Source organism: Pseudomonas sp. B707, from assembly GCF_022496685.1.
GTDB lineage: Bacteria > Pseudomonadota > Gammaproteobacteria > Pseudomonadales > Pseudomonadaceae > Aquipseudomonas > Aquipseudomonas paraglycinae.
Map to the genome: position 1 here is coordinate 248,775 of NZ_WTVE01000019.1, position 22,973 is coordinate 271,747.

Consider the following 22,973-nt stretch of genomic DNA (forward strand, 5'->3'; position numbering starts at 1 on the left):
CTGAGTATATTCCTGCGGTACTGCGCCATGTAGCGAAAAACACGGCGCATAAGGCAACTGAATGATTCAGCTGCTCGGCGTTTCAGGGTCGCGCTTGCGCTTGTTGCCCATGCGCACGCCAATATCCATCAGGAACTGGAAGAAACCTTCCTGATCTTCCAGCACATTGCTCCAGAACGGCGAGTGATACAGCGCCACCGCGCCGTGCACCAGCGCCCAGGATGCGCAGTAATGGAAGTACGGCGGCACGTCTTCGAGCTTGCCTTCGCTGATGCGGCCCTTGATGAGCAGCGTCAGGCGTTCGAAGTTCGAGGCACGGATCTTGTGCAGCTCCTCGACCATCTCGGGCACCTGATTGCCTTTGACCACCTTCTCTTCCAGGCGATCGAACAGGCGATAGCGCTGCGGGTCGCGCATGCGGAATTCAAAGTAGGCACGGGACAGCGCTTCCTTGTCCTTGTCGACATCGGCCGAGTGCAACAGCTCGTTCAAGTCGCGCTCGTAATCGAGCATCAGGCGCAGATAGATTTCGGCCTTGGACTTGAAGTGCTTGTAGATCGTGCCTTTGCCGATACCCACGGCATCAGCAATCATCTCGACGGTGACACTGTCTTCACCTTGTTCGAGGAACAGCTTGAGCGCGGTATCGAGAATTTCTTGCTCGCGGCGACGAAACTCACGGACCTTACGAGGTTCTTTGTGCATAAGAAAAGGTCTGTAGGGGTCAAAATTCGAAGCCGCGTATTATGCCTAACTTGCGCAAAAATGCACGGATCATCCGACCATATCTGTGTTTCTTGTTCATTTCACGAACGTTTCGGGGGGAATGAGAACATAACCGAAGCGAACGTATTCCAAATTTGTTTAAAAACCCCGGCCGGCCAACTGGACTCGGCGCCAGACTGATCAATACTTGAACTGTCGGGCGACATCTCCCCCAAGTGTCGCGCCGGTAAAGGTACCAAGGGACCGCGTGCCTTTGTTTTACTCCTAATGGTCTTAACCCGGATTCACCCCCCAGAACCCGGGTTTTTTTTGCCTGCGATTCAGGCTTTTACATGCGCCAGCGGAAACAGGCGCTTGAAGTTCTCGGTGGTCTGCTCGGCAAAGCGCTCGTAGTTCTCGCCGCGCAGCATCGCCAGAAACTCTGCCACTTCCCGCACGTATTGCGGCAGGTTCGGTTTGCCGCGATACGGGATCGGCGCCAGATACGGCGAATCGGTTTCCACCAGCAGGCGATCAGCCGGAACCTTGCTCGCCACATCGCGCAGCGCATCGGCATTGCGGAAGGTGACGATGCCCGACAGGGAAATGTAATACCCCATGTCCAGCGCCGCCTTGGCCATGTCCCAGTCTTCGGTGAAGCAATGCAACACACCGGCCTGGGGCAGCGCGGCTTCGCGCAGCAGCTCGAGCGTATCGGCACGGGCGCCACGGGTGTGGATGATCACCGGTTTGCCAGTCTGCTGTGCTGCTTGCAGGTGCAGTCGGAACGACTCCTGCTGCAGTTCCGCCGCTTCCGGCTCGTAGTGATAGTCCAGACCGGTTTCGCCGATCGCCACCACTTTCGGGTGATTGAGCTCGTGCAACAGCCAGTCCAGCGCCGGCGCCGCGCCCGGCTGCACATCCAGCGGATGTACGCCGACTGAGCAATCGACATCATCGTAGCGCTCGGCGAGGGCTTTGACGTCGGCCGCGTTGTCGGCGCTGACGCCGATGCACAGGAAGTGTCCGACCCCGCGCTGACGGGCCGCATCCAGCGCGGCATCCAGGGAACCGTCGTGAGCGGCGAGGTCGAGGCGATCAAGGTGACAATGGGAATCTACGAGCATAAAAAGGACTGCAACTTACATCGTATGAGTGGGACGGTCGGATTTCAGGGCTCCGGCCAGATGAGTTTCGATGCGACTGCGCGCGGTGTTGTCGCCATCGTTGAATTGCACGCCGACACCGGCTGCGCGGTTACCCTGGGCGCCTTTGGGGGTGATCCAGGCCACTTTGCCGGCCACCGGAATCTTCTCCGCCTCGTCCATCAGGTTCAGCAGCATGAACACCTCGTCGCCCAACTTGTAGCTCTTGTTGGTCGGGATGAACAGGCCACCGTTCTTGATGAACGGCATGTAGGCGGCGTAAAGGACCGACTTGTCCTTGATGGTCAGGGACAGGATGCCGTTGCGCGGCCCCGGGCTGACAGGTTCATTCATGTTGACCTCCACTGCTGATGTTCAGAGTCTAGGTACACATTCTTATCTTTGGCCAGGCAAGCTCGCCCATTGCACCAGCAACGCTTCCAGCAGCAACGCCGCATTGAGGTTGGCCTTGCTCAGGACTTTCTGGCGCTGGGCGAGGATCCAGTCCTGAATATCCAGCACTTTAGGCTGAGCACTTTTCTGCGCCAGGTACTGCACGACCTTGCGCATATCGGTCAGGCCGAGGCCTGCTTCATCCTGGGTCAATTGATAGCGCAGGATCAGGCTCGACCAGTCGCAGAACCAGTCGAACAGCCGCAGCATCGGAATGTTTTTCCACTCCTCGGCCAGTTGCGTCGGCGATTGCTGCTGCTTGAGCAGCTTCTTCACGCCTTCGACAACCTGCGAACGCTGTTCACGCACGCCCTGCCCCTGCAACGTGACGGCGGCCAACGGCGAGCCGGCGGCCAGGGTCAACAGTTCGACCCGTTCGTCTTCGGAACATTCCGGCAATGCCTGAGCCAGCCATTGCAGGCTCATGGATTCGCTCGGCAGCGGACAGGCCTGCTGCACGCAGCGGCTCTTGATGGTCGGCAACAACCGGCTCGGCTGGTGGCTGACCAGCAGCAGCACGGTATCGCCGGACGGCTCCTCAAGGCTCTTGAGCAAGGCGTTGGCGGCGTTGATGTTCATCGACTCCACCGGTTCGATCAGCACCACCTTGCGCCCGCCCAGTTGTGCGGTCTGCACCACGAAACTGACCAGATCACGCACCTGATCGACCTTGATCGCCTTGTCCGCTTCCTCCGGTTCGAGGATGTAATTGTCCGGGTGGCTGCCGGCCTTGAGCAGCAGACAGGATTTGCACTCGCCGCAGGCTTCAGGCGTCGGACGCTGGCACAGCAGGCTGGCCATCAGTCGCTCGGCCAGCGCGCGCTTGCCGATCCCGGCCGGCCCGTGCAGCAGATACGCGTGGGCATGCTGAGTGCGACCGGCCAGTTGCTGCCAGAGGCTGTCCTGCCACGGATAGGCCTCAGCCACGGCTCAGCTCCAGCAAATTCGGAATCAGGGTATCCAGCGATTGTTGAACCTTGGCCAACGGCTGACCGGCGTCGATCCGCACGTAACGCGCCGGATCGGCTTCGGCGCGCTTGAGGAAAGCACTGCGTACGGCCTCGAAAAACTCACGGCCTTCCAGCTCGAAACGATCCAGACGTCCACGAGCACTGGCGCGGGCCAAACCGATTTCCACCGGCAGATCGAAAATCAGCGTCAGGTCGGGACGCAAGTCGCCCTGCACGAAAGTCTCCAGCGCCGCGATGCGCTCCAGCGACAAGCCACGACCGCCACCCTGATAGGCGTAAGTCGAATCGGTGAAACGGTCACACAGCACGACCGCACCACGGGCCAGTGCCGGTCGAATGACTTCAGCCAGATGCTGGGCACGGGCGGCGAACACCAGCAACAGCTCGGTGTCCGGGTTCATAACTTCGTCGACCGGGGCCAGCAACACCTCACGAATGCGCTCGGCCAGCGGCGTACCGCCGGGCTCGCGGGTCAGCACCACTTCAATACCGGCGGCGCGCAGGCGCTCGGCGAGGTATTCGCGGTTGGTGCTTTTGCCGGCGCCTTCCGGGCCTTCCAGGGTAATAAACAAGCCAGTCACAGGCAGTCCTTAATCAAAGTCATTGCGTGTTTTGGGGAGCGGAGGCTTCCGGTTCCGGCGTCGGCGCAGGCTCTTGAGCAGGCGGCTGCGGCAACGACTCCGGTGCAGTGTCGGGAGAGGCGGCAGGTATCGCCTCCTCGGCTGCCGGAGCGGTTTCGGGCGCAGTCGTCGGCGCCGGGCTCGAGCGGTAATCCGCGCGCCGCTTGAGCTGGTACTCGCGCACCGCATTGTTGTGCGCGTCCAGATCATCGGAGAACACGTGACTGCCATCGCCCCGGGCAACAAAGTAGAGGCTGGTGCCATCCACCGGGTTGAGTGCGGCGTGAATGGCTTCACGTCCGACCATGGCGATCGGCGTCGGCGGCAGGCCGGGAATCATGTACGTGTTGTACGGCGTGGCTTCCTTGAGATGCGCACGAGTCAGCTTGCCGTTGTAGCGGTCACCCAGGCCGTAGATCACCGTCGGATCGGTCTGCAGCTGCATGCCCAGCGCCATGCGACGTACAAAGACGCCGGCAATCTGGCCACGTTCCTGAGGCACGCCGGTTTCCTTCTCCACCAGCGACGCCATGATCAGCGCCTGATAGGGCTCGGTGTAAGGCACGTCGGCGGAGCGTTTTTCCCACTCCTTGGCCAGCACTTCGTCGAGACGGTCGAAAGCCTTTTTCAGCAGTTCGGTATCGGTCACGCCGCGCACGAAGCGGTAGGTATCGGGGAAGAAGCGGCCTTCAGGGAACAGGCCCTTGTGACCGATTTTGGCCATCACATCACTGTCGCTCAGGCCGTTGAGGGTCTGCTCGATCTTTTCATCTTTGGCCAGCGCGGCGCGCACTTGATGGAAATTCCAGCCTTCGACCAGGGTCAGGCTGTACTGAACCACATCGCCGCGCTTCCACAGGTCGATCAGGCCGTTGACGGTCATGCCCGGCTGCATGCGGTATTCACCGCTGTGAATCGGCGTGCCGGCGAGGTTGAAACGCCAATAGACCCGCAGCCAGAACGCGTCCTTGATGACGCCATCGGCTTCGAGTCCAAGAAAAGTACGGGTCGGGGTGGATCCCTTTGGCACATCCAGCAGTTCTTCCTGCGTGATGTTCAGGGGCTGTTCCAGTGCCGAATGAATCTTCCAGGCGCTGGCGCCCAACAGCAGCCCTGCCAGAACCAGTCCGGTTTCCAGCAGCAGCAAAAGTTTACGTCTCACGAATCAGGCATCCAGTAGCGCGCGGGCAATGGTTTGCAGTTTACGGGTGAGCGGGCCAACCGGCCAGCTCAGAGCAGCACAGGCGCGTACCGGCCAGACGCCATACACGCTGTTGCAGACAAAGACTTCATCGGCCCATTGCAGCTGTTCGAGGGGGATGTCGGTGATTTGCACGGGGATGCCCAGGGACTCTGCCTGAAACAATATTTCTGCGCGCATCACCCCGGCCACGCCGCAGCGTTTCAGGTCCGCCGTGATCAGCACACCGTCACGCACCAGAAACAGATTGCTGAACACGCCTTCGATCACCCGACCGGCCTGATCGAGCATCAAACCTTCGGCGTGTTCACTGTCCTGCCATTCGGCGCGGGCAATAACCTGTTCCAGTCGATTGAGGTGCTTGAGCCCGGCGAGCAACGGCTGTCTGGACAAACGCGTGCTACACGGAAACAGGCGAACGCCCTGCTCGGCGTGGGCCGCTGGATAAGCGGCGGGAGGATTGCCTTGCAGAATGCGTCGGCCCTGCGCTGAAGGATCCGGCGCATAACCGCGCAATCCGTCGCCACGGGTGAGGATGAGTTTGAGCACGCCCTCGCCCATCGCGGCGGCATAGGATTGCAGCTCATGGCGAACCCGCTCGATGTCGGCTGCGATGGCCAGACGCGCACAGCCGTCGGCCAGACGCGTCAGATGCCGATCCAGCAGCAACGGCTGACCGCTACGCACGGCGATGGTCTCGAACAGGCCGTCGCCGTAAGCCAGGCCGCGATCTTTCAGCGACAGAGCGTCAGCCGGCAGACCGTCGACCCAGCAGTCCATCAGCCGGCGAACCGACGGAACGCCAACGTGCCGTTGGTGCCGCCAAATCCGAACGAGTTGGACAGCACGACATCGATATCCATGTTGCGCGCGGTGTGCGGCACGAAATCGAGGTCGCAGCCTTCGTCCGGCTCATCGAGGTTGATGGTTGGTGGCGCCACCTGGCTGTTGATCGCCAGCACGCTGAAGATCGCCTCGACCGCGCCCGCCGCACCCAGCAGGTGACCGGTCATGGACTTGGTGGAGCTGACCGCCAGCTTGTAGGCGTGATTACCGAACACCGACTTGATCGCGTTGGCTTCAGCGAGGTCACCGGCCGGGGTCGAAGTGCCGTGGGCGTTGATGTATTGCACTTGATCGACGTTGATCTTCGCATCGCGCAGCGCGTTGGTGATGCAGCGCGCGGCACCAGCGCCGTCGGCGGGTGGCGAAGTCATGTGGAAGGCGTCGCCACTGGTGCCGAAACCGATCAGCTCGGCGTAGATGGTCGCGCCACGGGCCTTGGCGTGCTCGAGCTCTTCGAGCACCAGGGCACCGGCGCCGTCGGACAGTACGAAGCCGTCACGGCCCTTGTCCCACGGACGGCTGGCGCGGGTCGGCTCGTCGTTGCGGGTCGACAGCGCACGGGAAGCACCAAAGCCGCCCATGCCCAGACCGCACGCGGCCATTTCGGCACCGCCGGCAATCATCACGTCGGCTTCGTCGTACATGATGTTGCGCGCCGCCATGCCGATGCAGTGCGTACCGGTGGTACACGCTGTGGCGATGGCGTAGTTAGGCCCCTGTGCACCCAGGTGGATGGACAGGAAACCGGAAATCATATTGATGATCGAGCCAGGCACAAAGAACGGAGAAATCCGGCGCGGGCCAGTCTCGTGCAGCGTGCGGCTGGTTTCTTCGATGTTGGTCAGACCGCCGATACCCGAACCCATGGCCACGCCAATGCGTTCACGGTTGGCATCGGTGACTTCCAGACCGGCATTGCGTACGGCTTGAAAGCCGGCCGCCAGACCGTACTGAATGAACAGGTCGAGCTTGCGCGCTTCCTTGACCGACAGGTATTCCTCGACATTGAAGCCCTTTACCGAGCCGCCAAAGCGGGTGGAATAGGCAGAAAGGTCGGTGTGTTCGATCAGACCAATGCCACTGCGGCCAGCCAGAATGCCCTGCCAACTGCTCGGCACATCCGTGCCCAGTGGCGACAACATACCCATACCGGTGACTACGACGCGTCTACGCGACACAGCACTCTCCTTTTTCAAATGACGACTTTGCATCAGGCCTAAAGAAAAAACCGCACGCCATGATGGCAGTGCGGTTTTTCCATGACAGCAAGCAACGATTACAAACTATTACGCCTGGTGGCTAGTAACGTAGTCGATTGCAGCTTGTACAGTAGTGATCTTCTCAGCTTCTTCGTCAGGGATTTCGGTCTCGAATTCCTCTTCCAGAGCCATCACCAGCTCAACGGTGTCAAGGGAGTCGGCACCCAGGTCTTCTACGAAGGAAGCGGTGTTGACCACTTCTTCTTCTTTAACACCCAGTTGCTCGGCAACGATTTTCTTGACGCGCTCTTCGATGGTGCTCATACCTTGTTTTCACTCCTAATGGACAAATTCAGGCAGCTGGCCAGTGGGTAAGTGTATAGAAAGACTTTTCAGCTTTTCAACTGAAAGCTTCACTCCTCAAACCCTGCGGCCCTCTGCCTATAAATAGATTGCAGCTTTATAACGGATTTTAGACAGCTCGTATGACATTTTTTTGAAGCAATCCGTCACATTTGAATTACATGTACATCCCGCCGTTAACCGGGATTGTAGCCCCGGTCACGTATGCCGCACCGTCGGATGCAAGAAAAGCGACCACGGACGCGATCTCTTGAGCTTGTCCCAGACGGCCCAGCGGAATCTGCGTCTGCAAGGCTTCACGCTGTGCTTCAGGCAGCTCGCGAGTCATATCGGTGTCGATGAACCCTGGGGTTACCGAGTTGACCGTAATCGAACGCGAACCGACTTCACGCGCCATGGCACGGCTGAAACCTTCCAGACCGGCCTTGGCGGCTGCATAGTTTACTTGGCCAGCGTTGCCCATGGCACCCACCACCGAGCCAATACTGATAATTCGGCCCCAACGCGCCTTGGTCATGCCGCGCAGAACGCCCTTGGACAGGCGATACAGACTGTTCAGGTTGGTATCGATCACGTCGTACCACTCGTCGTCTTTCATGCGCATCATCAGGTTATCGCGGGTGATGCCGGCATTGTTGACCAGAATCGCTACCGGAGCACCGAACTGCTCCTGGATGCTCGCCAGCACCTTGGTGACCGATTCGTCGCTGGTGACGTTCAGTTCGAAACCTGCGCCCTGGATGCCGTTTTCCTTCAGGGTCGCAGCAATACGCTCGGCGCCCGAAGCGGAAGTCGCGGTGCCAACAACGATGGCGCCCTGACGACCCAGTTCCAGTGCGATAGCCTGGCCGATGCCACGGCTTGCGCCGGTGACCAGTGCAACTTTACCTTGCAGACTCATGCAAGCTTCTCCTGATTCAGACAGCCGCTGCGCGAGCAGCAGCAAAAGCGTCTGGGGTATTGAGGTTGGAAGTCGAAACGCCTTCGGCGCAACGTTTGTTCAGACCGGCCAGCACCTTGCCAGGGCCGCACTCGACCAGATTGGTCGCACCTTTGGCGGCCAGGGTTTGTACGGACTCGACCCAGCGGACCGGCTTGTAGAGTTGCTCCAGCAGATCACGCTTGAGGGTTTCCAGATCCGCCGGCACCTGAGCGCTGACGTTCTGTACCACAGGGATCTGCGGTGCCTGCCAGTCGATGGCAGCGATGGACTCGGCGAAGCGCTCGGCAGCCGGACGCATCAGCTCGCAGTGCGAAGGCACGCTGACCGGCAGCGGCATGGCGCGCTTGGCACCACGGGCCTTGCAGCCTTCAATGGCGCGCTCAACGGCCGCCTTGGCACCGGCGATCACTACCTGACCCGGGGAGTTGAAGTTCACCGCGCTGACCACTTCGCCTTGCGCCGCTTCGGCACATGCAGCGAGAACGTCGGCATCTTCCAGGCCTAGGATGGCAGCCATGCCGCCCTGCCCGGCCGGAACAGCTTCCTGCATCAGCTGGCCACGGCGCTCAACGAGTTTTACCGCATCGGCAAGGCTCAGGCTGCCGGCAGCGACCAGCGCGCTGTATTCACCCAGGCTGTGACCGGCAACGAAGGCCGGACGCGCACCACCTTCCGCCAGCCACAGACGCCACAGGGCGATCGAAGCGGTCAGAATGGCCGGTTGGGTTTTATCGGTTTGATTGAGCAGGTCTTCCGGGCCCTGCTGGGTCAGCGCCCACAGGTCGTAGCCCAGAGCATCGGATGCTTCTTTGAAAGTTTCGAGGATCAACGGATGTTGCGCGCCCAGCTCGGCCAGCATGCCGAGGGACTGCGAACCCTGTCCTGGAAAGACGAATGCGAGGGAAGCAGACATGTAACAAGCCCCTAATGATCTTGTCGTCGGAAAAATGGCATCCCGCTAGAGGGACGCAAGAAACTGACAGTTGGATGGCCCTTTGAACCGGGCGGTCACATTTAAGCATTGTCCGACGAAAACGCCTAAGACAACAAATCCTCCAGACGGCCGTGCAGGCGTTCGGGAAGATTCTCCTGAATCTCGATCAGCGCTCGCTGAATGGCACTCTGAAATCCCTGAACCCCGGCCGAACCGTGACTTTTCACGACAATGCCCTGCAAACCGAGGAAGCTTGCGCCATTATGTCGCGCCGGTGCCAGATCAGCCTGCAGACGCTTCATCAATGGCAACGCCAGAGCGCCGACAGCGCGGGAGGCGAGGTTTTTCTTGAACAAAGCCTCGATGCGCGCAGCGATCATGGTCGCCAGGCCTTCGCTGGACTTGAGCAGAATATTGCCGACAAAACCATCGCAAACCACCACGTCCGCCTCGCCGCGATACAAACCGTCACCTTCGATGAAGCCGATGTAATTGATGCCCCGGGCAGCCTGCAGCAACGTCGCAGCAAGCTTGACCTGCTGATTGCCCTTGATGTCTTCGGTGCCGATATTCAGCAGCGCGACACGCGGGCGAGCGATACCCAGCGTTTGCGCCGCCACGGAACCCATCACGGCGAACTGCAACAGATGCTCGGCACTGCAATCGACGTTGGCGCCCAGATCAAGCAACTGGCAATAGCCCTTCTGAGTAGGGATCGCGGCGACCATGGCCGGACGATCAATCCCCGGCAGGGTCTTGAGCACAAATCGCGACAGCGCCATCAAGGCACCGGTATTGCCGGCACTGACACAGGCCTGAACCTTGCCGTCACGCAGCAATTCGAGAGCGACACGCATCGACGAATCCGGCTTGCCACGCAGGGCCTGAGCAGGTTTTTCGTCCATGGTGACGACTTCGGACGCCGGAACAATCGTCAGGCGCGCGCGATCGGCAGCCGATTGGCCGGTGATCAGTTCTTCAAGAAGGGAGGGTTGACCGACGAGGGTCAGGTGCAGCGAGGGCGTAGCAGAAAGGCAAGCAAGGCTGGCCTGAACAATGCTGCGGGGACCGAAGTCCCCGCCCATTGCGTCAATCGCGATGACTTGAGCGGACAAGTGATTACTCGTCAGCGCCCTTGTCGATCACTTTACGGCCACGGTATACGCCTTCTGGCGATACGTGGTGACGCAGGTGAACTTCACCAGTGGTTTTTTCTACAGACAGGGTGCTAGCCTCGAGAGCGTCGTGCGAACGGCGCATGTCACGGGCAGAGCGGGATTTTTTGTTCTGCTGAACAGCCATAATTGATTAACTCCTAAACGTTTGGGTCACGCTTTAACTGCGCCAATACACTGAACGGGTTGGACCGCGTTACCTCGTCCTCGCTCGGTTCGGGCTCATCTGCTCCCGCCGGCTGCTGGCATTCTTCCGGATGATGAGCAGGCACAATGGGCAAGGCGAGCAGAAGCTCCTCCTCGATCAGTGACTGCAGATCCAATGGATCTTCGCCCAGTTCCAGCACGTCATAACCTTTCGGTAACGACTGGGTATTCGCACCCTCCTTCACAACAGCGTAACTGCATTCGCTGTGGATCGGCAGGGTGACCAGCTCAAGACAACGCTGGCAAACCATTTTGACTTCGGTGTCGATAAAGCTGTGGATTACCACAGATTTACGTTCATCTCGTTCAAAAACGAATTTTGCCTGCACCGTACCGACATCGTCGGAAAGCGGGTCGCAGAGTCTCTTCAAATCGGCCAGCAGCAGTTCACCTTGAAGGGTGGTGCCACGGTCAGCCAATTTGCGCGGGTCAACGTGAGGTGGAATCGGGTCATTCAACATAGGCGCAGCATTATAGGGATGCACCCACCCATGTCAAAGGAAATTGTGCCCTGTCCGTCACTTGCGCGCCTCCGCTAGAATCTGTCGCCTGCCTCTGGAGATGCGAATGCTGCCTTTATTACTCGCTTCAAGCTCGACCTATCGTCGGGAATTGCTCAGCCGCCTGCGCCTGCCGTTCGTCTGCAGCTCGCCGGATATCGATGAAAGCCATCGCCCGGACGAGTCGGCAATCGAGCTGGTCAAACGCCTCGCCGAACAGAAAGCCCGCGCCCTGGCCGACAGCCACCCCGCTCACTTGATCATCGGCTCCGATCAGGTTGCGGTACTCGGCGAGCGCATCATCGGCAAGCCGCACACCTTCGAAAACGCCCGCGAACAACTGATGGCCGCCAGCGGCGCCAGCGTGACCTTCCTCACCGGCCTGGCCCTGCTCAACAGCCAGACGGGCCACTGCCAAGTCGACTGCGTGCCTTTCACCGTGCACATGCGCGTACTGGATCAGGCCCGCGTCGAGCGCTATCTGCGCGCCGAGCAGCCCTACGACTGCGCCGGCAGCTTCAAGGCCGAGGGACTGGGCGTGAGCCTGTTTCAATCCACCGAAGGCCCAGACGCCACCAGCCTGATCGGCCTGCCACTGATTCGCCTGATCGACATGCTATTGACGGAAGGCGTACAGATTCCCTGAACCACAAAAAACCGGCCCTCAGGCCGGTTTTTCTTGCAGCATTCGATCAGCGTAACGACGGGCCGTTAAAACCCATCCACATTGCCAGTTTCTCGGCAACGCTGGCACCGAGCTTCTTCGAGAAGCGGTCGAACGGCGATTCCTGAACGGTGAAGTCCACCAGTTCCTTTTCGCCAATCACGTCACGCGCCACCGAACTGGCATTGCCCAGACCATCGATCAGCCCCAATGGCAGCGCCTGCTCGCCAGACCAGACCAGCCCGGAGAACAGCTCCGGATGCTCTTTGTCTTTCAAGCGATCGCCACGCCCCTGCTTGACGCTATTGATGAACTGCTTGTGCGTGGTATCCAGCACACTTTGCCAGAACGCCGTCTCTTCCGGCTTCTGCGGCTGGAACGGATCGAGGAACGCCTTGTGCTCGCCGGAGGTGTAGGTGCGACGCTCGACGCCAAGCTTCTCCATCGTGCCGACAAACCCGTAACCGGCCGCCGTCACACCAATAGAGCCCACCAGACTGGCCTTGTCGGCATAGATCTGATCCGCCGCACTGGCAATGTAATAGGCACCGGAAGCGCCAAGATCGGAAATCACCGCGTACAGCTTGGTGTCAGGATGCAGGCCGCGCAAACGCTTGATCTCGTCATACACATAACCCGACTGCACCGGACTGCCGCCCGGGCTGTTGATGCGCAGGATTACGCCTTTGACCTTCTTGTCTTCGAACGCCGCCCGCAGACTGCCGACAATGTTGTCGGCACTGGCCGGCTCTTTGTCGGCAATCATGCCGGTGACGTCGATCAGCGCGGTGTAGTTCGGGCCACGAGTTGCGCTTTTTTCCATGTCCATCAACGGCGTGAACAGGATCAGCGCAACAAACAGATAAACAAACGTCAGCAGTTTGAAGAAGATACCCCAGCGTCGTGAACGACGCTGCTCTTGCACACCGGCCAGCAGGGTCTTTTCCAGCAGCTTCCAGCTTTTCGCGTCACCGTCGTCGGCAGTTGCCTTGGCCGGTGCTTTCCATTCGTCGGTCATGCCATCCACCCCAGCAAAAACGTATTAAGCCTGCTTCCCCAGCCAGGCGTGCAATTCGGAAAAATGGTCGATCGACAGTCGCGGCTCGAACTGCTGCAGTGATTCGATCGATTGCGCGCCATAACTGACCGCCACCGAATCCATCCCCGCATTGCGCGCCATCAGCAGGTCGAAGGACGAATCGCCGACCATCAACGCCTGTTCGGCACGCACACCGCAGTGAGCGAGTATCTGCTCCAGCATCAGAGGGTGCGGCTTGCTCGCAGTTTCATCGGCAGCGCGGGTGATATCGAAATAATCTTCCCAGCCATTGGCCTTGAGCACCCGATCCAGACCGCGACGATTCTTGCCGGTCGCGACAGCCAGGTGATAGCCCTGCTCGCGAAAGGACGCCATCGACTCGACTACACCTTCGAACAACGGCGAAGGCACGGCTTCTGCAGCGATGTAGTGATCGGCGTAATACTCGCGGAACAAGGTCATCTCGGCATCGCTGATTTCCGGATACAAGGTGCGGATCGCCTCGGGCAAACCCAGACCGATGATGCCCTTGACGGCAAAGTCATCACGCAGCTCGAAACCTGAACGCCCGGACGCCGAGTGCATTGCCTCGACAATCCGATGAATGGAATCGGCCAGGGTGCCGTCCCAATCGAAAATCAGCAGTTTGTAATCAGATGGGCGCACTCAATCGCTCCACAGTCTTGGCCCACATTTCATCGACCGGCGCCTGCAACTTGAGTTCACCGCCATCGGGCAGCGGCACGGTCAGCATGTAGGCGTGCAGAAACAGGCGCTTGCCGCCCAGATCACGAATTTCCTTACTGAAACCGTCATCGCCGTATTTGGTGTCACCAGCAATGCAGTGCCCGGCGTGCAACGTATGGACGCGGATCTGGTGCGTGCGACCGGTGATCGGCTTGGCTTCGATCAAAGTGGCAAAATCGCCAAAGCGACGCAGGACCTTGAACACGGTCACAGACTCCTTGCCCTCCTCCTCGTCGACCTCGACCATGCGCTCCCCGGAGCGCAGATTGCTCTTGCCGAGCGCCGCACGGACTTGCTTGATCGAGGTCGCCCAATTGCCGCGAACCAGTGCCATGTAACGCTTGTCGACACCGTCACCGCGCAACGCGGCATGCAAGTGGCGCAACATGCTGCGCTTCTTGGCGATCATCAGCAGGCCGGAGGTGTCGCGATCGAGACGGTGAACCAGTTCCAGCTCCTTGGCATCGGGGCGCAACTGACGAAAGGCTTCGATAACGCCGTAATTCAGGCCGCTGCCACCGTGAACCGCAATGCCGGCGGGCTTGTTGATCACGATCAGGGCCTTGTCTTCGTAGACAATCGAGGCTTCCAGGCGCTGCAACAGGCCTTGGGCCAAAGGCACCGGCTCGTCACGCTCAGGCACACGAACAGGCGGCACGCGCACGATGTCGCCGGCCTGCAGCTTGTATTCGGGCTTGATCCGACCTTTGTTCACACGCACTTCGCCTTTGCGCAAAATGCGGTAAATCAAGGTCTTGGGCACGCCTTTGAGCCGGGCGAGGAGGAAATTGTCGATTCGTTGGCCGGCATATTCCGGCGAGACCTCAAGCAATTGAACGCCTGGAGTCGAAGGGGCAGTAGTCGTCATGGCGCCGATGATAACAATTTTTATGGAATTGAAGCACTTAATCATTGCTGCTATAGTCGCGAACGCCGCCAAAAGCGGCCTGGACAGCGGAACCACGGTCAAAAACCGGCCCTGACCAACGCAATTCACCAGGACGCGAGGCCGTCCTACGGGGCTTTTGCTACGTAACGGTGGAGTTTGCAGCTGTAACAAGCGCAGGTGACATGAGGCCTGAATCACGCCGCAAAGCAGAGTTTTGACTCGCCACGCGAGCCATATTCACGGCCAGTTCACAAAGTGCAGTCAGCCGCGGATGACCCCGAGCGAAGACTCCGGAAACACCGCCTGAATTAGCCATGATGCGTGACCTCCCCTTTCGGAGCTCACGGTAAATGCCAACCCGCTGCGGATTCTGCGCGCGGCAGCACCCGAATTATCAGGGATACGTGTAGGGTGGAGATGCACAACCGCTGGACTGTGTAGCAACAGGTTTTATCAAGACGCTTCATCTCGTCCACAGCCACCGGTTGATTCCTCCTCCTGACTGAGTGCTTAAGTAGCCACAGCAAGCAGGACGCGTACGTCGCGATAACGGCCCAATTGGCCGGACATCGCTGGACACGGGAATGGCCAACCACTCCCGACGCACCTGACACCGACCGTGAGAAGTCGTGTGTGCCGAACGCCGTTTCCGGCAGCCCGGAAACCGACGGTACTACATGAAAAGAATGCTGATTAACGCAACTCAACCCGAAGAGTTGCGTGTTGCACTGGTAGATGGCCAGCGCCTCTACGACCTGGACATCGAATCCGGTGCACGCGAGCAGAAAAAGGCCAACATCTATAAAGGCCGCATCACTCGCATCGAACCAAGCCTTGAGGCTGCCTTTGTCGATTTCGGCTCCGAGCGCCACGGCTTCCTGCCCCTCAAAGAAATCTCCCGCGAATACTTCAAGAAAGCCCCTGAAGGCCGCGTCAACATCAAGGACGTCCTGAGCGAAGGCCAGGAAGTCATCGTTCAGGTCGAAAAAGAAGAACGTGGCAACAAGGGCGCAGCCCTGACCACCTTCATCAGCCTGGCCGGTCGTTACCTCGTTCTGATGCCGAACAACCCGCGTGCCGGCGGCATCTCCCGTCGCATCGAAGGCGAAGAGCGCAACGAACTGCGTGAAGCGCTGAACGGTCTGGTCGCTCCGGCCGACATGGGTCTGATCGTGCGCACTGCAGGCCTGGGCCGCAGCAGCGAAGAAATGCAGTGGGACCTCGATTACCTGCTGCAACTCTGGACCGCCATCAAAGAAGCCTCGCTGGATCGTTCCGCGCCGTTCCTGATCTACCAGGAAAGCAACGTCATCATCCGCGCCATCCGCGATTACCTGCGCCAGGACATCGGCGAAGTGCTGATCGACAGCGTTGAAGCCCAGGACGAAGCCCTGACCTTCATTCGCCAGGTGATGCCGCAGTACGCCAGCAAGATCAAGCTTTACGAAGACAGCGTTCCGCTGTTCAACCGTTTCCAGATCGAAAGCCAGATCGAGACCGCTTTCCAGCGCGTCGTTGAACTGCCGTCCGGCGGCTCCATCGTCATCGATCCGACCGAAGCCCTGGTGTCCATCGACATCAACTCGGCGCGCGCCACCAAAGGCAGCGACATCGAAGAAACCGCCCTGCAGACCAACCTTGAAGCGGCTGAAGAAATCGCCCGTCAGTTGCGCCTGCGCGACATCGGCGGCCTGATCGTCATCGACTTCATCGACATGACCCCTGCCAAGAACCAGCGCGCCGTGGAAGAGAAAGTCCGCGAATGCCTGGAAGCCGACCGCGCCCGCGTGCAGATCGGTCGCATCTCGCGCTTCGGCCTGCTGGAAATGTCCCGTCAGCGCCTGCGTCCTTCGCTCGGCGAAAGCAGCGGCATCGTCTGCCCGCGCTGCAGCGGCACCGGCATCATCCGTGACGTCGAATCGCTGTCCCTGGCGATCCTGCGCCTGATCGAAGAAGAAGCCCTGAAAGACCGCACCGCCGAAGTTCGCGCTCAAGTGCCGATCCCGGTGGCCGCGTTCCTGCTCAACGAAAAACGCAACTCGATCACCAAGATCGAACTGCGCACCCGCGCCCGCATCGTCATTCTGCCGAACGATCACCTCGAAACCCCGCATTTCGAAGTTCAGCGTCTGCGTGACGACAGCCCGGAAGCCGCGACCAACCAGTCCAGCTACGAAATCGCTGCCGCTGCCGCCGACGTCGAAGACGTTCAGCCAGCCGCCGCGACCCGCACCCTGGTGCGCCAGGAAGCCGCCGTCAAGACCGCTCCGGCCCGCGCCAACGCTCCGGTTCCGACCGAAGTCGCCGCTCCGGCCCCGGCACCTGCTCCGGTTGCCGCGCCAGAGCCAAGCCTGTTCAAAGGCCTGGTGAAGTCGCTGGTCAGCCTGTTCGCCACCAAGGAAGAGCCTGTAGCTCCGGTTGTGATTGAAAAACCAGCCACCGAGCGTCCGGCCCGCAACGAAGAGCGTCGCAACGGTCGTCAGCAGAGCCGCAACCGTAACGGTCGCCGCGATGAAGAACGCAAGCCGCGCGAAGAACGTGCACCGCGTGAAGAGCGCGCCCCACGTGAGCCGCGTGAAGAGCGTCAGCCGCGCGAACCACGTGAAGTCCGCGAGCCGCGCGAATCCCGTGACGAAGCACCGGTAGCCCGCGAAGAACGCGCACCACGCGCCCCTCGTGAAGAACGTGCACCACGTGCTCCACGTGAAGATCGCAAGCCGCGTGGCGAGCGTGAAGAACGCGTACGTGAACTGCGCGAACCTCTGGATGCCGCTCCGGCCGTTGCTGCCGCCGCCACCGCTGAAGAGCGTCCGGCCCGTCAGCCGCGTGAAGAACGTGCGCCACGTCCTCCGCGTGAAGAGCGTCAACCGCGTGCCGAACAGGCCGCTGCTGCCGTCGCTGAAGAAGAAATCACCACCAACGAAGAGCAACTGCCGGAAGACGGTTCGGAGAACGCCGAAGGCGATCGTCCACGCCGCCGCTCCCGTGGTCAGCGTCGTCGCAGCAACCGTCGCGAGCGTCAGCGTGATGCCAATGGCAACGTGATCGAAGGTTCGGAAGAATCCGAGTCCGGCGAAAACGCCCAGGCGCCAAGCACTTCCGATCTGGCTGCTGGTCTGGCTGTTACCGCTGCGGTTGCCAGCACCGCGATCAGCGCTCCGGCTGAAGCTCAGGCCCACGAGCAAGCTGAACGCGCCACTGCTGCCACTCTGGAAACTGCTCCAGTAGAAGCGCCGGTTGTTGAAGCAACCACTCCGGTAGAAGTAGCTGCCGCTCCGGAAGTCGAAGTGGCTCCGGTTCGCGAAGCTCAGCCTCAGGTTGAAGCGGCTGCCGAACCAGCGGTGACCTTCGAAGCACCAGCCGTAGTTGAAGAGTCGGTTGTCGAAACCGTCGCTGAAACCGTGACCGAAACCGTGCGTGAAGTTCGCGAAGAACAGACCGCATTCAACTGGGTCGCCGAGCCAGCTGTCGCAGAAACACCAGCGCCAGTGGTTGAAGCACCTGTTGTTGAAGAAGCCAAGACTGCCGAGCCAGTAGTGGTTGCCGAACCGGCACCGGTCGTTGAAGCCCCTGTGGTTGAAGCGCCAGTTGTCGCCGAAGCACCTGCCCCGGTAGTTGAAGCGTCTCCAGTTGTCGCGCCGGTCAGCGCCCTGACCCCAAGCGGCCGCGCACCAAACGACCCGCGTGAAGTACGTCGTCGCAAGCGTGAAGAAGAGCGTCTGCAGAAGGAAGCCGAACTGGCTGCCGCTGCTGCTCCAGTCGCTGCCGAGCCAGTGGTTGCCGAAGTGGTTGAGGCAGCTCCTGCCCCGGTCGCTGAAGAAGCTGCCGTTGAAGCCGTGATTGCCGAAGCACCACGCTCCGTTCAGGAAGCGGTCGAGCAACACGAAGAGGCCCAGGAAAAAGAACACGAGCCTAAACCTCTCGTCTGATTCCAAAAGCCAATAAAAAGCCCCGCCTGGTGATCCAGGCGGGGCTTTTTTATGCCTCAAGGTTTTATCAGGATGGCGGGAAAACCAGCGCATCCGGCACGTCGATATCCCACAACACACCCGGATCATCCACCGCGACTTCAATCACTCGTCCTTGGGCAAACAGCGGTCTGGCGCCGCGGTCACCGGACAAAGACATCAGTCCCGCTGCGAAAGATCGACCAAACCCGACCGGATGCCCATAGTCACCGTTCAACGTCGGTACGCTGACCGCATCCTCGGCAATCGCCGCCACGACCCGTTCCATGCTCGACGGCAGGATGAACGGCATGTCGCCCAGCACAATCAGCCAGCCATCGGCATCCGGGCAAGCCGCCACACCCGCCGCGATGCTGTCGCCCATTCCCGTGGATTCGATCGAGACAATGTCACACCCATAAGCCTGCGCCATGCGCATTGCCTGCGGGCGCGCCTCGGTCGTCACCAGCACTCGCTGGTCGAGGCTCGCCGGCAGGCTCACCAGCACCTGCTCGATCACCGAACGCACCGCGCCATCACGCCCGGTGCAATCGGCCAGCAGCTTGTCCTTGTCGGCACCCGCCACTTCGCGAAAGCGGCTGCCCTCGCCCGCCGCCAGCACAATCACTCCGATGGATCGGCTCATACACTCTCCACTGTTTTCTTCTGCTTGAGCTCGACACCATTCTTGATCGCGACGATTTCGGCCAACAGCGACAAGGCGATTTCCGCCGGGGAATGGCTGCCAATATGCAAACCGATCGGCCCGTGCAAACGGGCGATGGCCGCTTCCGACAAGCCTAGCTCAGCCAGATTTTCCCGACGTTTGCGGCTATTGACCCGCGAGCCGAGCGCACCGACATAGAACGCTTTGGAATCGAGCGCCGTGAGCAGCGCCATGTCGTCCAGCCGTGGATCATGAGTCAGCGCGACAATCGCCGTGCGTTCATCGGTCTGGATGTTCAGCACCGCTTCATCCGGCATACCGGACACAAAGCGCCCATGCTGTTCTTCCCAGCCATAGACGAATTCGGTGCGCGGATCACAGATCAGCACTTCGAAATCCAGCAACCGCGCCATCTCGGCCACATACCGCGACAACTGCCCGGCGCCGATCAACAGCAGGCGCCAGCGTGGGCCATAGATGGCGCGCAGGGTCTGGCCGTCGAAGCTCAAGGTGTCAGTCTTGCCGGCCGGTCGCAGCACCACCTCGCCAGTGCCGATGTTCAGCTCGCGCGCGACGATTTCGTGGGCTTCGCAGCGATCCAGCAACTCGGCGACCCACGCCGGATCGCCGACTCGCTCCTCGGTCAGGCGCAGAGTGCCGCCGCACGGCAGGCCGAAACGCGCCGCCTCTTCCTGCGTCACGCCGTAGGTGATCAAATGCACCGGCGGCCCGTCGGCGGGAATCCGTCCGTCGTGCAGCCGGGCGATCAGATCGTCCTCGACGCAACCTCCGGACACCGAACCGATCACCACGCCATCTTCGCGCAACGCGAGCATTGCGCCGGGCGCCCGGGGAGCGGTGCCCCAGGTCTGCACCACGCTGAACAACATCACTCGCTGCCCGGCGCGACGCCATTCGAGCACACTGCGCAGGACATTCAGATCGGCGCTGTCCATCACGCTTGCGCCTTCTGCCAGCCCTGCAACTGGTAACGCACCGGCAGGTTACGGATGCGCTGACCGGTGGCGGCGAAGATCGCGTTGCACAGCGCCGGCGCAATCGGCGGCACGCCCGGCTCACCGACACCGCCCAATGGCACCTCACCCGGCGGCGTCACCAGATGCACCGCGACTTCCTTCGGCGCCAGCGACATGCGCGCCACCTCATACATATGGAAGTTGTCCTGTTGCACCTTGCCGTCCTTGAAGCTGATTTCACCCCACACGGCATTGCCCAGGCCCATCACGCAGGCGCCTTCGAACTGCGAACGGATCCGCTCGGGGTTGATCTGCGGGCCGCAATCCACGGCGATATCGGCTTTGTGCACGATCAGCGTGCCGTCGTCCTTGACCTCGACTTCGATCACCGCCGCCACGTAGGTGACGAAGCTGTAATGCACCGCCAATCCGAGACCACGACCCTTGGGCAGTTGACGACCCCAACCCGCCGCCTTGGCCGCCGTTTCCAGCACGGTGCGCATGCGCCCGGTGTCGATCGGATAACGCTCTGGGGATTCGCCGTAGTTCCATTCTTCACTGAGCGTACGCGGGTCGATCTGCCGATCCGGGCCGAGCAACTTGATCTGATACTTGAGCGGATCTTCCTTGGCCTTGTGCGCCAGTTCGTCGACGAAGCTCTGAATTGCGAAGCCATGGGGAATGTTCGACACCGAGCGATACCACCCAACCCGCGTATGCACCGTGGCTTCAGGGTTTTCCAGGCGCACGTTGGGAATTGCGTAGGCCATGTTGGTAAAGCCCATGCCCAGCTCGAACGCAGCTTCGTGATTCATGCCCGGCGCAAACAGCGCGGTAATGCTCGGCGCTACCGTGCGGTGCAGCCAGGCGGACGGCAAGCCGTCCTTGCCGACGCCGGCCTTGAGGTATTCGGCGGACACAGTGTGGAAATACGAGTTGTGGATGTCGTCTTCCCGGGTCCATTGCACGCGCACTGCTTTGCCAGGAAATTCCTTGGCGAGCACGGCAGCCTCAACGACGAAGTCCGGTTTGGACTTGCGGCCGAAACCACCGCCGAGCAGTGTCACGTTAAAGGTGACGTTATCGAATGGCAGCCCCAGGCGTTCGGCGATCCGCTCGCGGGTAACCTGCGGCGCCTGGCTCGGTGCCCACGCCTCGCAGGTGCCATCCTTGTAACGGGCGATGGCAACCATCGGCTCCATCGGTGCCTGGGCCAGATGCGGCAAGTAATAGGAGGCTTCCAGAGTGCTGGCGGCACTGCCGATGGCCTTGTCGATGTCGCCGGTATTGCGTACCACTTTGCCCGGTTTCAGCGAAGCGGCTTCGATCTCCTTGCGATAGGCGACCGAGTCATAAGTGGCGTTCGGGCCATCGTCCCACTCGATCTTCAGCGCTTCACGACCTTTCAATGCCGCCCAGGTGTTGCTGGCCACCACGGCCACACCACCCAACGGCTGGAATTCCGAAGGCAATGGTCGGGGTTCGATCTGGATGACTTTGAGCACGCCCGGCACTTTCAGCGCGGCGCTGTCGTCGACCGACTTGACCTTGCCGCCGTACACCGCCGGACGCGCAATGACCGCGAACAGCATGCCGTCGAAATGCACGTCGGCCCCGTAAACCGCCCTACCATCGACGATGTCGGCACCGTCGATGGCTTTGGTGCCTTCCTTGCCGATGTAGCGGAATTCCGACGGCTGCTTGAGCCGCAGACTGTCACGGGCCGGCACTGTCAGCGCACTCGCCGCAGCGGCCAGCTCACCGTAACCCAACTCGCGCCCGGACGGCGTGTGAATGACTTTATGCAGTTGTGCGCGGCATTCGCCGACCGGCACCTTCCACTGCGCGGCGGCGGCCTGCTCCAGCATGGTCCGCGCGGCAGCGCCGCAACGGCGCATCGGTTCGTACCAGTGACGCATGCTGCGCGAGCCGTCGGTGTCCTGGTTGCCGAAGCGCACCTCATCACCCGGCGCCTGCTGAACCTTGACGTGCGCCCAGTCGGCTTCCAGCTCATCGGCGACCACCATGGTCAGGCTGGTGCGCACACCCTGGCCCATTTCCGAACGGTTGCAGACCACGGTCACCGTGCCGTCAGCGGCAATGCTGACGTAGACCTTCGGATCATCGATCCAGCCGTTCGGCATGCCGTCGGCGCCAAACTGCTTTGGCTTGTCTTCGGCCAGCGCATCCTGCCAGCCCCAGCTCGCCGCCAGCACCAGCGCACCCGTGGCGCCGACGCCCTTGAGGAAGCCCCGGCGACTCAGGTTGCTCAGGGCGAAATCGTTCGGTAGACGGCTCATGCCTTGGCCTCCTTCAGGTGAGTGGAGGCCTGACGGATCGCGGTCTTGATCCGGTTGTAGGTGCCGCAGCGGCAGATGTTGCCGACCATCGCCTCTTCAATCTGCTCATCGCTCGGGTTCGGGTTGGTCTTGAGCAACGCGGTGGCGGACATGATCTGCCCGCCCTGGCAGTAACCGCATTGGGCCACAGCCGTGTCGAGCCAGGCTTGCTGGACGATCTGACCGACCGGATCGGCGTGCAGGTTGTCGATGGTGGTCACGCTCTGCCCGACCACCGAACCGATCGGGGTGATGCAACTGCGCGCCGGCGCGCCGTCGATATGAATGGTGCACGCACCGCACAGGCCCATGCCGCAGCCGAACTTGGTGCCGTTGTAACCGGCGACGTCGCGGATCGCCCACAGCAGCGGCATGTCCTCGGTGACATCGAGTGGATGATCTTGACCATTGAGTTTCAGGGTAATCATGGGCACGCCCGCAT

23 protein-coding genes are annotated in these 22,973 nt (G+C 60.7%); 2 read left to right on the forward strand and 21 right to left on the reverse strand.

The window, feature by feature from the left end:
• Positions 1-66: 66 nt before the first annotated feature.
• The 14 genes from GQX66_RS10025 to GQX66_RS10090 form a co-directional block, all read right to left on the reverse strand.
• Positions 67-705, reverse strand: a complete 639-nt coding sequence (locus GQX66_RS10025; RefSeq protein WP_007950805.1) for a TetR/AcrR family transcriptional regulator — start codon at positions 703-705, stop codon at positions 67-69.
• Between the two features lie 341 nt (positions 706-1,046).
• A complete protein-coding gene (locus GQX66_RS10030; RefSeq protein WP_085710924.1) occupies positions 1,047-1,832 on the reverse strand; it encodes a TatD family hydrolase in 786 nt (261 codons plus the stop codon).
• A 15-nt stretch (positions 1,833-1,847) separates the two neighbouring features.
• The gene (locus tag GQX66_RS10035; protein WP_007950801.1) at positions 1,848-2,204 is read right to left on the reverse strand and encodes a PilZ domain-containing protein; all 357 of its coding nucleotides are present in this window, start codon (positions 2,202-2,204) and stop codon (positions 1,848-1,850) included.
• A 42-nt stretch (positions 2,205-2,246) separates the two neighbouring features.
• On the reverse strand, positions 2,247-3,230 hold the full coding sequence (locus GQX66_RS10040) for a DNA polymerase III subunit delta' (RefSeq protein WP_085745056.1): 984 nt from the start codon (positions 3,228-3,230) through the stop codon (positions 2,247-2,249).
• Complete coding sequence (gene tmk, locus GQX66_RS10045) at positions 3,223-3,855, reverse strand: dTMP kinase (RefSeq protein WP_007950797.1); 633 nt, start codon at positions 3,853-3,855, stop codon at positions 3,223-3,225. The genes GQX66_RS10040 and tmk overlap by 8 nt, the downstream gene beginning before the upstream one ends.
• Positions 3,856-3,874: 19 nt before the next feature.
• Positions 3,875-5,056 (reverse strand): endolytic transglycosylase MltG, encoded by a 1,182-nt coding sequence (mltG, locus tag GQX66_RS10050; protein WP_064383483.1) that lies wholly within the window; start codon positions 5,054-5,056, stop codon positions 3,875-3,877.
• Positions 5,057-5,059: 3 nt separating this feature from the next.
• The gene (gene pabC, locus GQX66_RS10055; protein WP_129973705.1) at positions 5,060-5,875 is read right to left on the reverse strand and encodes an aminodeoxychorismate lyase; all 816 of its coding nucleotides are present in this window, start codon (positions 5,873-5,875) and stop codon (positions 5,060-5,062) included.
• Positions 5,875-7,119: a beta-ketoacyl-ACP synthase II gene (fabF, locus tag GQX66_RS10060; RefSeq protein WP_085655165.1), complete on the reverse strand. Its 1,245-nt coding sequence runs from the start codon at positions 7,117-7,119 to the stop codon at positions 5,875-5,877. Before fabF ends, pabC begins: the two co-directional genes overlap by 1 nt.
• Positions 7,120-7,227: 108 nt before the next feature.
• Positions 7,228-7,464, reverse strand: a complete 237-nt coding sequence (gene acpP / locus GQX66_RS10065; RefSeq protein WP_003175607.1) for an acyl carrier protein — start codon at positions 7,462-7,464, stop codon at positions 7,228-7,230.
• 196 nt (positions 7,465-7,660) lie between these two features.
• Positions 7,661-8,404 carry a 3-oxoacyl-ACP reductase FabG gene (fabG, locus tag GQX66_RS10070; RefSeq protein WP_007950790.1) on the reverse strand — a complete coding sequence of 248 codons (744 nt, stop codon included), beginning with the start codon at positions 8,402-8,404 and terminating at the stop codon, positions 7,661-7,663.
• A gap of 16 nt (positions 8,405-8,420) precedes the next feature.
• Positions 8,421-9,359, reverse strand: a complete 939-nt coding sequence (fabD, locus tag GQX66_RS10075) for an ACP S-malonyltransferase (protein WP_240868570.1) — start codon at positions 9,357-9,359, stop codon at positions 8,421-8,423.
• A 125-nt stretch (positions 9,360-9,484) separates the two neighbouring features.
• Complete coding sequence (plsX, locus tag GQX66_RS10080) at positions 9,485-10,495, reverse strand: phosphate acyltransferase PlsX (RefSeq protein WP_240868575.1); 1,011 nt, start codon at positions 10,493-10,495, stop codon at positions 9,485-9,487.
• A 4-nt stretch (positions 10,496-10,499) separates the two neighbouring features.
• The gene (gene rpmF, locus GQX66_RS10085; RefSeq protein WP_003179396.1) at positions 10,500-10,682 is read right to left on the reverse strand and encodes a 50S ribosomal protein L32; all 183 of its coding nucleotides are present in this window, start codon (positions 10,680-10,682) and stop codon (positions 10,500-10,502) included.
• 13 nt (positions 10,683-10,695) lie between these two features.
• On the reverse strand, positions 10,696-11,223 hold the full coding sequence (locus GQX66_RS10090; protein WP_003204262.1) for a YceD family protein: 528 nt from the start codon (positions 11,221-11,223) through the stop codon (positions 10,696-10,698).
• Positions 11,224-11,329: 106 nt separating this feature from the next.
• Between GQX66_RS10090 and GQX66_RS10095 the strand changes: the two genes are divergently transcribed.
• Positions 11,330-11,908: a nucleoside triphosphate pyrophosphatase gene (locus tag GQX66_RS10095; RefSeq protein ID WP_134021309.1), complete on the forward strand. Its 579-nt coding sequence runs from the start codon at positions 11,330-11,332 to the stop codon at positions 11,906-11,908.
• Between the two features lie 46 nt (positions 11,909-11,954).
• Here GQX66_RS10095 and sppA read toward each other — a convergent pair whose 3' ends face one another.
• The 3 genes from sppA to rluC are packed head-to-tail and all read right to left on the reverse strand — an operon-like array spanning position 11,955 to position 14,580.
• Entirely contained in the window at positions 11,955-12,944 is a 990-nt protein-coding gene (sppA, locus tag GQX66_RS10100; protein WP_085745059.1) for a signal peptide peptidase SppA, read from the reverse strand.
• Between the two features lie 24 nt (positions 12,945-12,968).
• Positions 12,969-13,631 (reverse strand): HAD-IA family hydrolase, encoded by a 663-nt coding sequence (locus GQX66_RS10105; RefSeq protein WP_134021312.1) that lies wholly within the window; start codon positions 13,629-13,631, stop codon positions 12,969-12,971.
• Positions 13,618-14,580 (reverse strand): 23S rRNA pseudouridine(955/2504/2580) synthase RluC, encoded by a 963-nt coding sequence (rluC, locus tag GQX66_RS10110; RefSeq protein ID WP_007950779.1) that lies wholly within the window; start codon positions 14,578-14,580, stop codon positions 13,618-13,620. Before rluC ends, GQX66_RS10105 begins: the two co-directional genes overlap by 14 nt.
• 698 nt (positions 14,581-15,278) lie before the next feature.
• Here rluC and rne point away from each other — a divergent pair.
• Positions 15,279-18,530: a ribonuclease E gene (rne, locus tag GQX66_RS10115; protein ID WP_240868578.1), complete on the forward strand. Its 3,252-nt coding sequence runs from the start codon at positions 15,279-15,281 to the stop codon at positions 18,528-18,530.
• A 67-nt stretch (positions 18,531-18,597) separates the two neighbouring features.
• On the opposite strand, the gene GQX66_RS10120 is transcribed toward rne, so the two are convergent.
• Genes GQX66_RS10120 through GQX66_RS10135 form a run of 4 tightly spaced genes read right to left on the reverse strand, consistent with a single transcriptional unit; the run spans position 18,598 to position 22,959 of the window.
• The gene (locus tag GQX66_RS10120; protein ID WP_134021317.1) at positions 18,598-19,194 is read right to left on the reverse strand and encodes a nucleotidyltransferase family protein; all 597 of its coding nucleotides are present in this window, start codon (positions 19,192-19,194) and stop codon (positions 18,598-18,600) included.
• Entirely contained in the window at positions 19,191-20,171 is a 981-nt protein-coding gene (locus GQX66_RS10125; RefSeq protein WP_134021320.1) for an XdhC family protein, read from the reverse strand. The genes GQX66_RS10120 and GQX66_RS10125 overlap by 4 nt, the downstream gene beginning before the upstream one ends.
• Positions 20,171-22,492, reverse strand: coding sequence for a xanthine dehydrogenase family protein molybdopterin-binding subunit (locus GQX66_RS10130; protein WP_240868581.1), 2,322 nt, complete (start codon positions 22,490-22,492; stop codon positions 20,171-20,173). Before GQX66_RS10130 ends, GQX66_RS10125 begins: the two co-directional genes overlap by 1 nt.
• The gene (locus GQX66_RS10135; protein ID WP_007950774.1) at positions 22,489-22,959 is read right to left on the reverse strand and encodes a (2Fe-2S)-binding protein; all 471 of its coding nucleotides are present in this window, start codon (positions 22,957-22,959) and stop codon (positions 22,489-22,491) included. Before GQX66_RS10135 ends, GQX66_RS10130 begins: the two co-directional genes overlap by 4 nt.
• Positions 22,960-22,973: the final 14 nt, after the last annotated feature.

Excerpts from the sequence above, each read along its gene's own strand:
- GQX66_RS10025 (WP_007950805.1), bottom strand. The coding sequence starts at position 705 with ATGCACAAAGAACCTCGTAAGGTCCGTGAGTTTCGTCGCCGCGAGCAA.
- GQX66_RS10030 (WP_085710924.1), bottom strand. The coding sequence starts at position 1,832 with ATGCTCGTAGATTCCCATTGTCACCTTGATCGCCTCGACCTCGCCGCT.
- GQX66_RS10035 (WP_007950801.1), bottom strand. The coding sequence starts at position 2,204 with ATGAATGAACCTGTCAGCCCGGGGCCGCGCAACGGCATCCTGTCCCTG.
- pabC (WP_129973705.1), bottom strand. The coding sequence starts at position 5,875 with ATGGACTGCTGGGTCGACGGTCTGCCGGCTGACGCTCTGTCGCTGAAA.
- acpP (WP_003175607.1), bottom strand. The coding sequence starts at position 7,464 with ATGAGCACCATCGAAGAGCGCGTCAAGAAAATCGTTGCCGAGCAACTG.
- fabG (WP_007950790.1), bottom strand. The coding sequence starts at position 8,404 with ATGAGTCTGCAAGGTAAAGTTGCACTGGTCACCGGCGCAAGCCGTGGC.
- fabD (WP_240868570.1), bottom strand. The coding sequence starts at position 9,359 with ATGTCTGCTTCCCTCGCATTCGTCTTTCCAGGACAGGGTTCGCAGTCC.
- rpmF (WP_003179396.1), bottom strand. The coding sequence starts at position 10,682 with ATGGCTGTTCAGCAGAACAAAAAATCCCGCTCTGCCCGTGACATGCGC.
- GQX66_RS10090 (WP_003204262.1), bottom strand. The coding sequence starts at position 11,223 with ATGTTGAATGACCCGATTCCACCTCACGTTGACCCGCGCAAATTGGCT.
- GQX66_RS10095 (WP_134021309.1), top strand. The coding sequence starts at position 11,330 with ATGCTGCCTTTATTACTCGCTTCAAGCTCGACCTATCGTCGGGAATTG.
- sppA (WP_085745059.1), bottom strand. The coding sequence starts at position 12,944 with ATGACCGACGAATGGAAAGCACCGGCCAAGGCAACTGCCGACGACGGT.
- rluC (WP_007950779.1), bottom strand. The coding sequence starts at position 14,580 with ATGACGACTACTGCCCCTTCGACTCCAGGCGTTCAATTGCTTGAGGTC.
- rne (WP_240868578.1), top strand. The coding sequence starts at position 15,279 with ATGAAAAGAATGCTGATTAACGCAACTCAACCCGAAGAGTTGCGTGTT.
- GQX66_RS10120 (WP_134021317.1), bottom strand. The coding sequence starts at position 19,194 with ATGAGCCGATCCATCGGAGTGATTGTGCTGGCGGCGGGCGAGGGCAGC.
- GQX66_RS10125 (WP_134021320.1), bottom strand. The coding sequence starts at position 20,171 with ATGGACAGCGCCGATCTGAATGTCCTGCGCAGTGTGCTCGAATGGCGT.
- GQX66_RS10130 (WP_240868581.1), bottom strand. The coding sequence starts at position 22,492 with ATGAGCCGTCTACCGAACGATTTCGCCCTGAGCAACCTGAGTCGCCGG.
- GQX66_RS10135 (WP_007950774.1), bottom strand. The coding sequence starts at position 22,959 with ATGATTACCCTGAAACTCAATGGTCAAGATCATCCACTCGATGTCACC.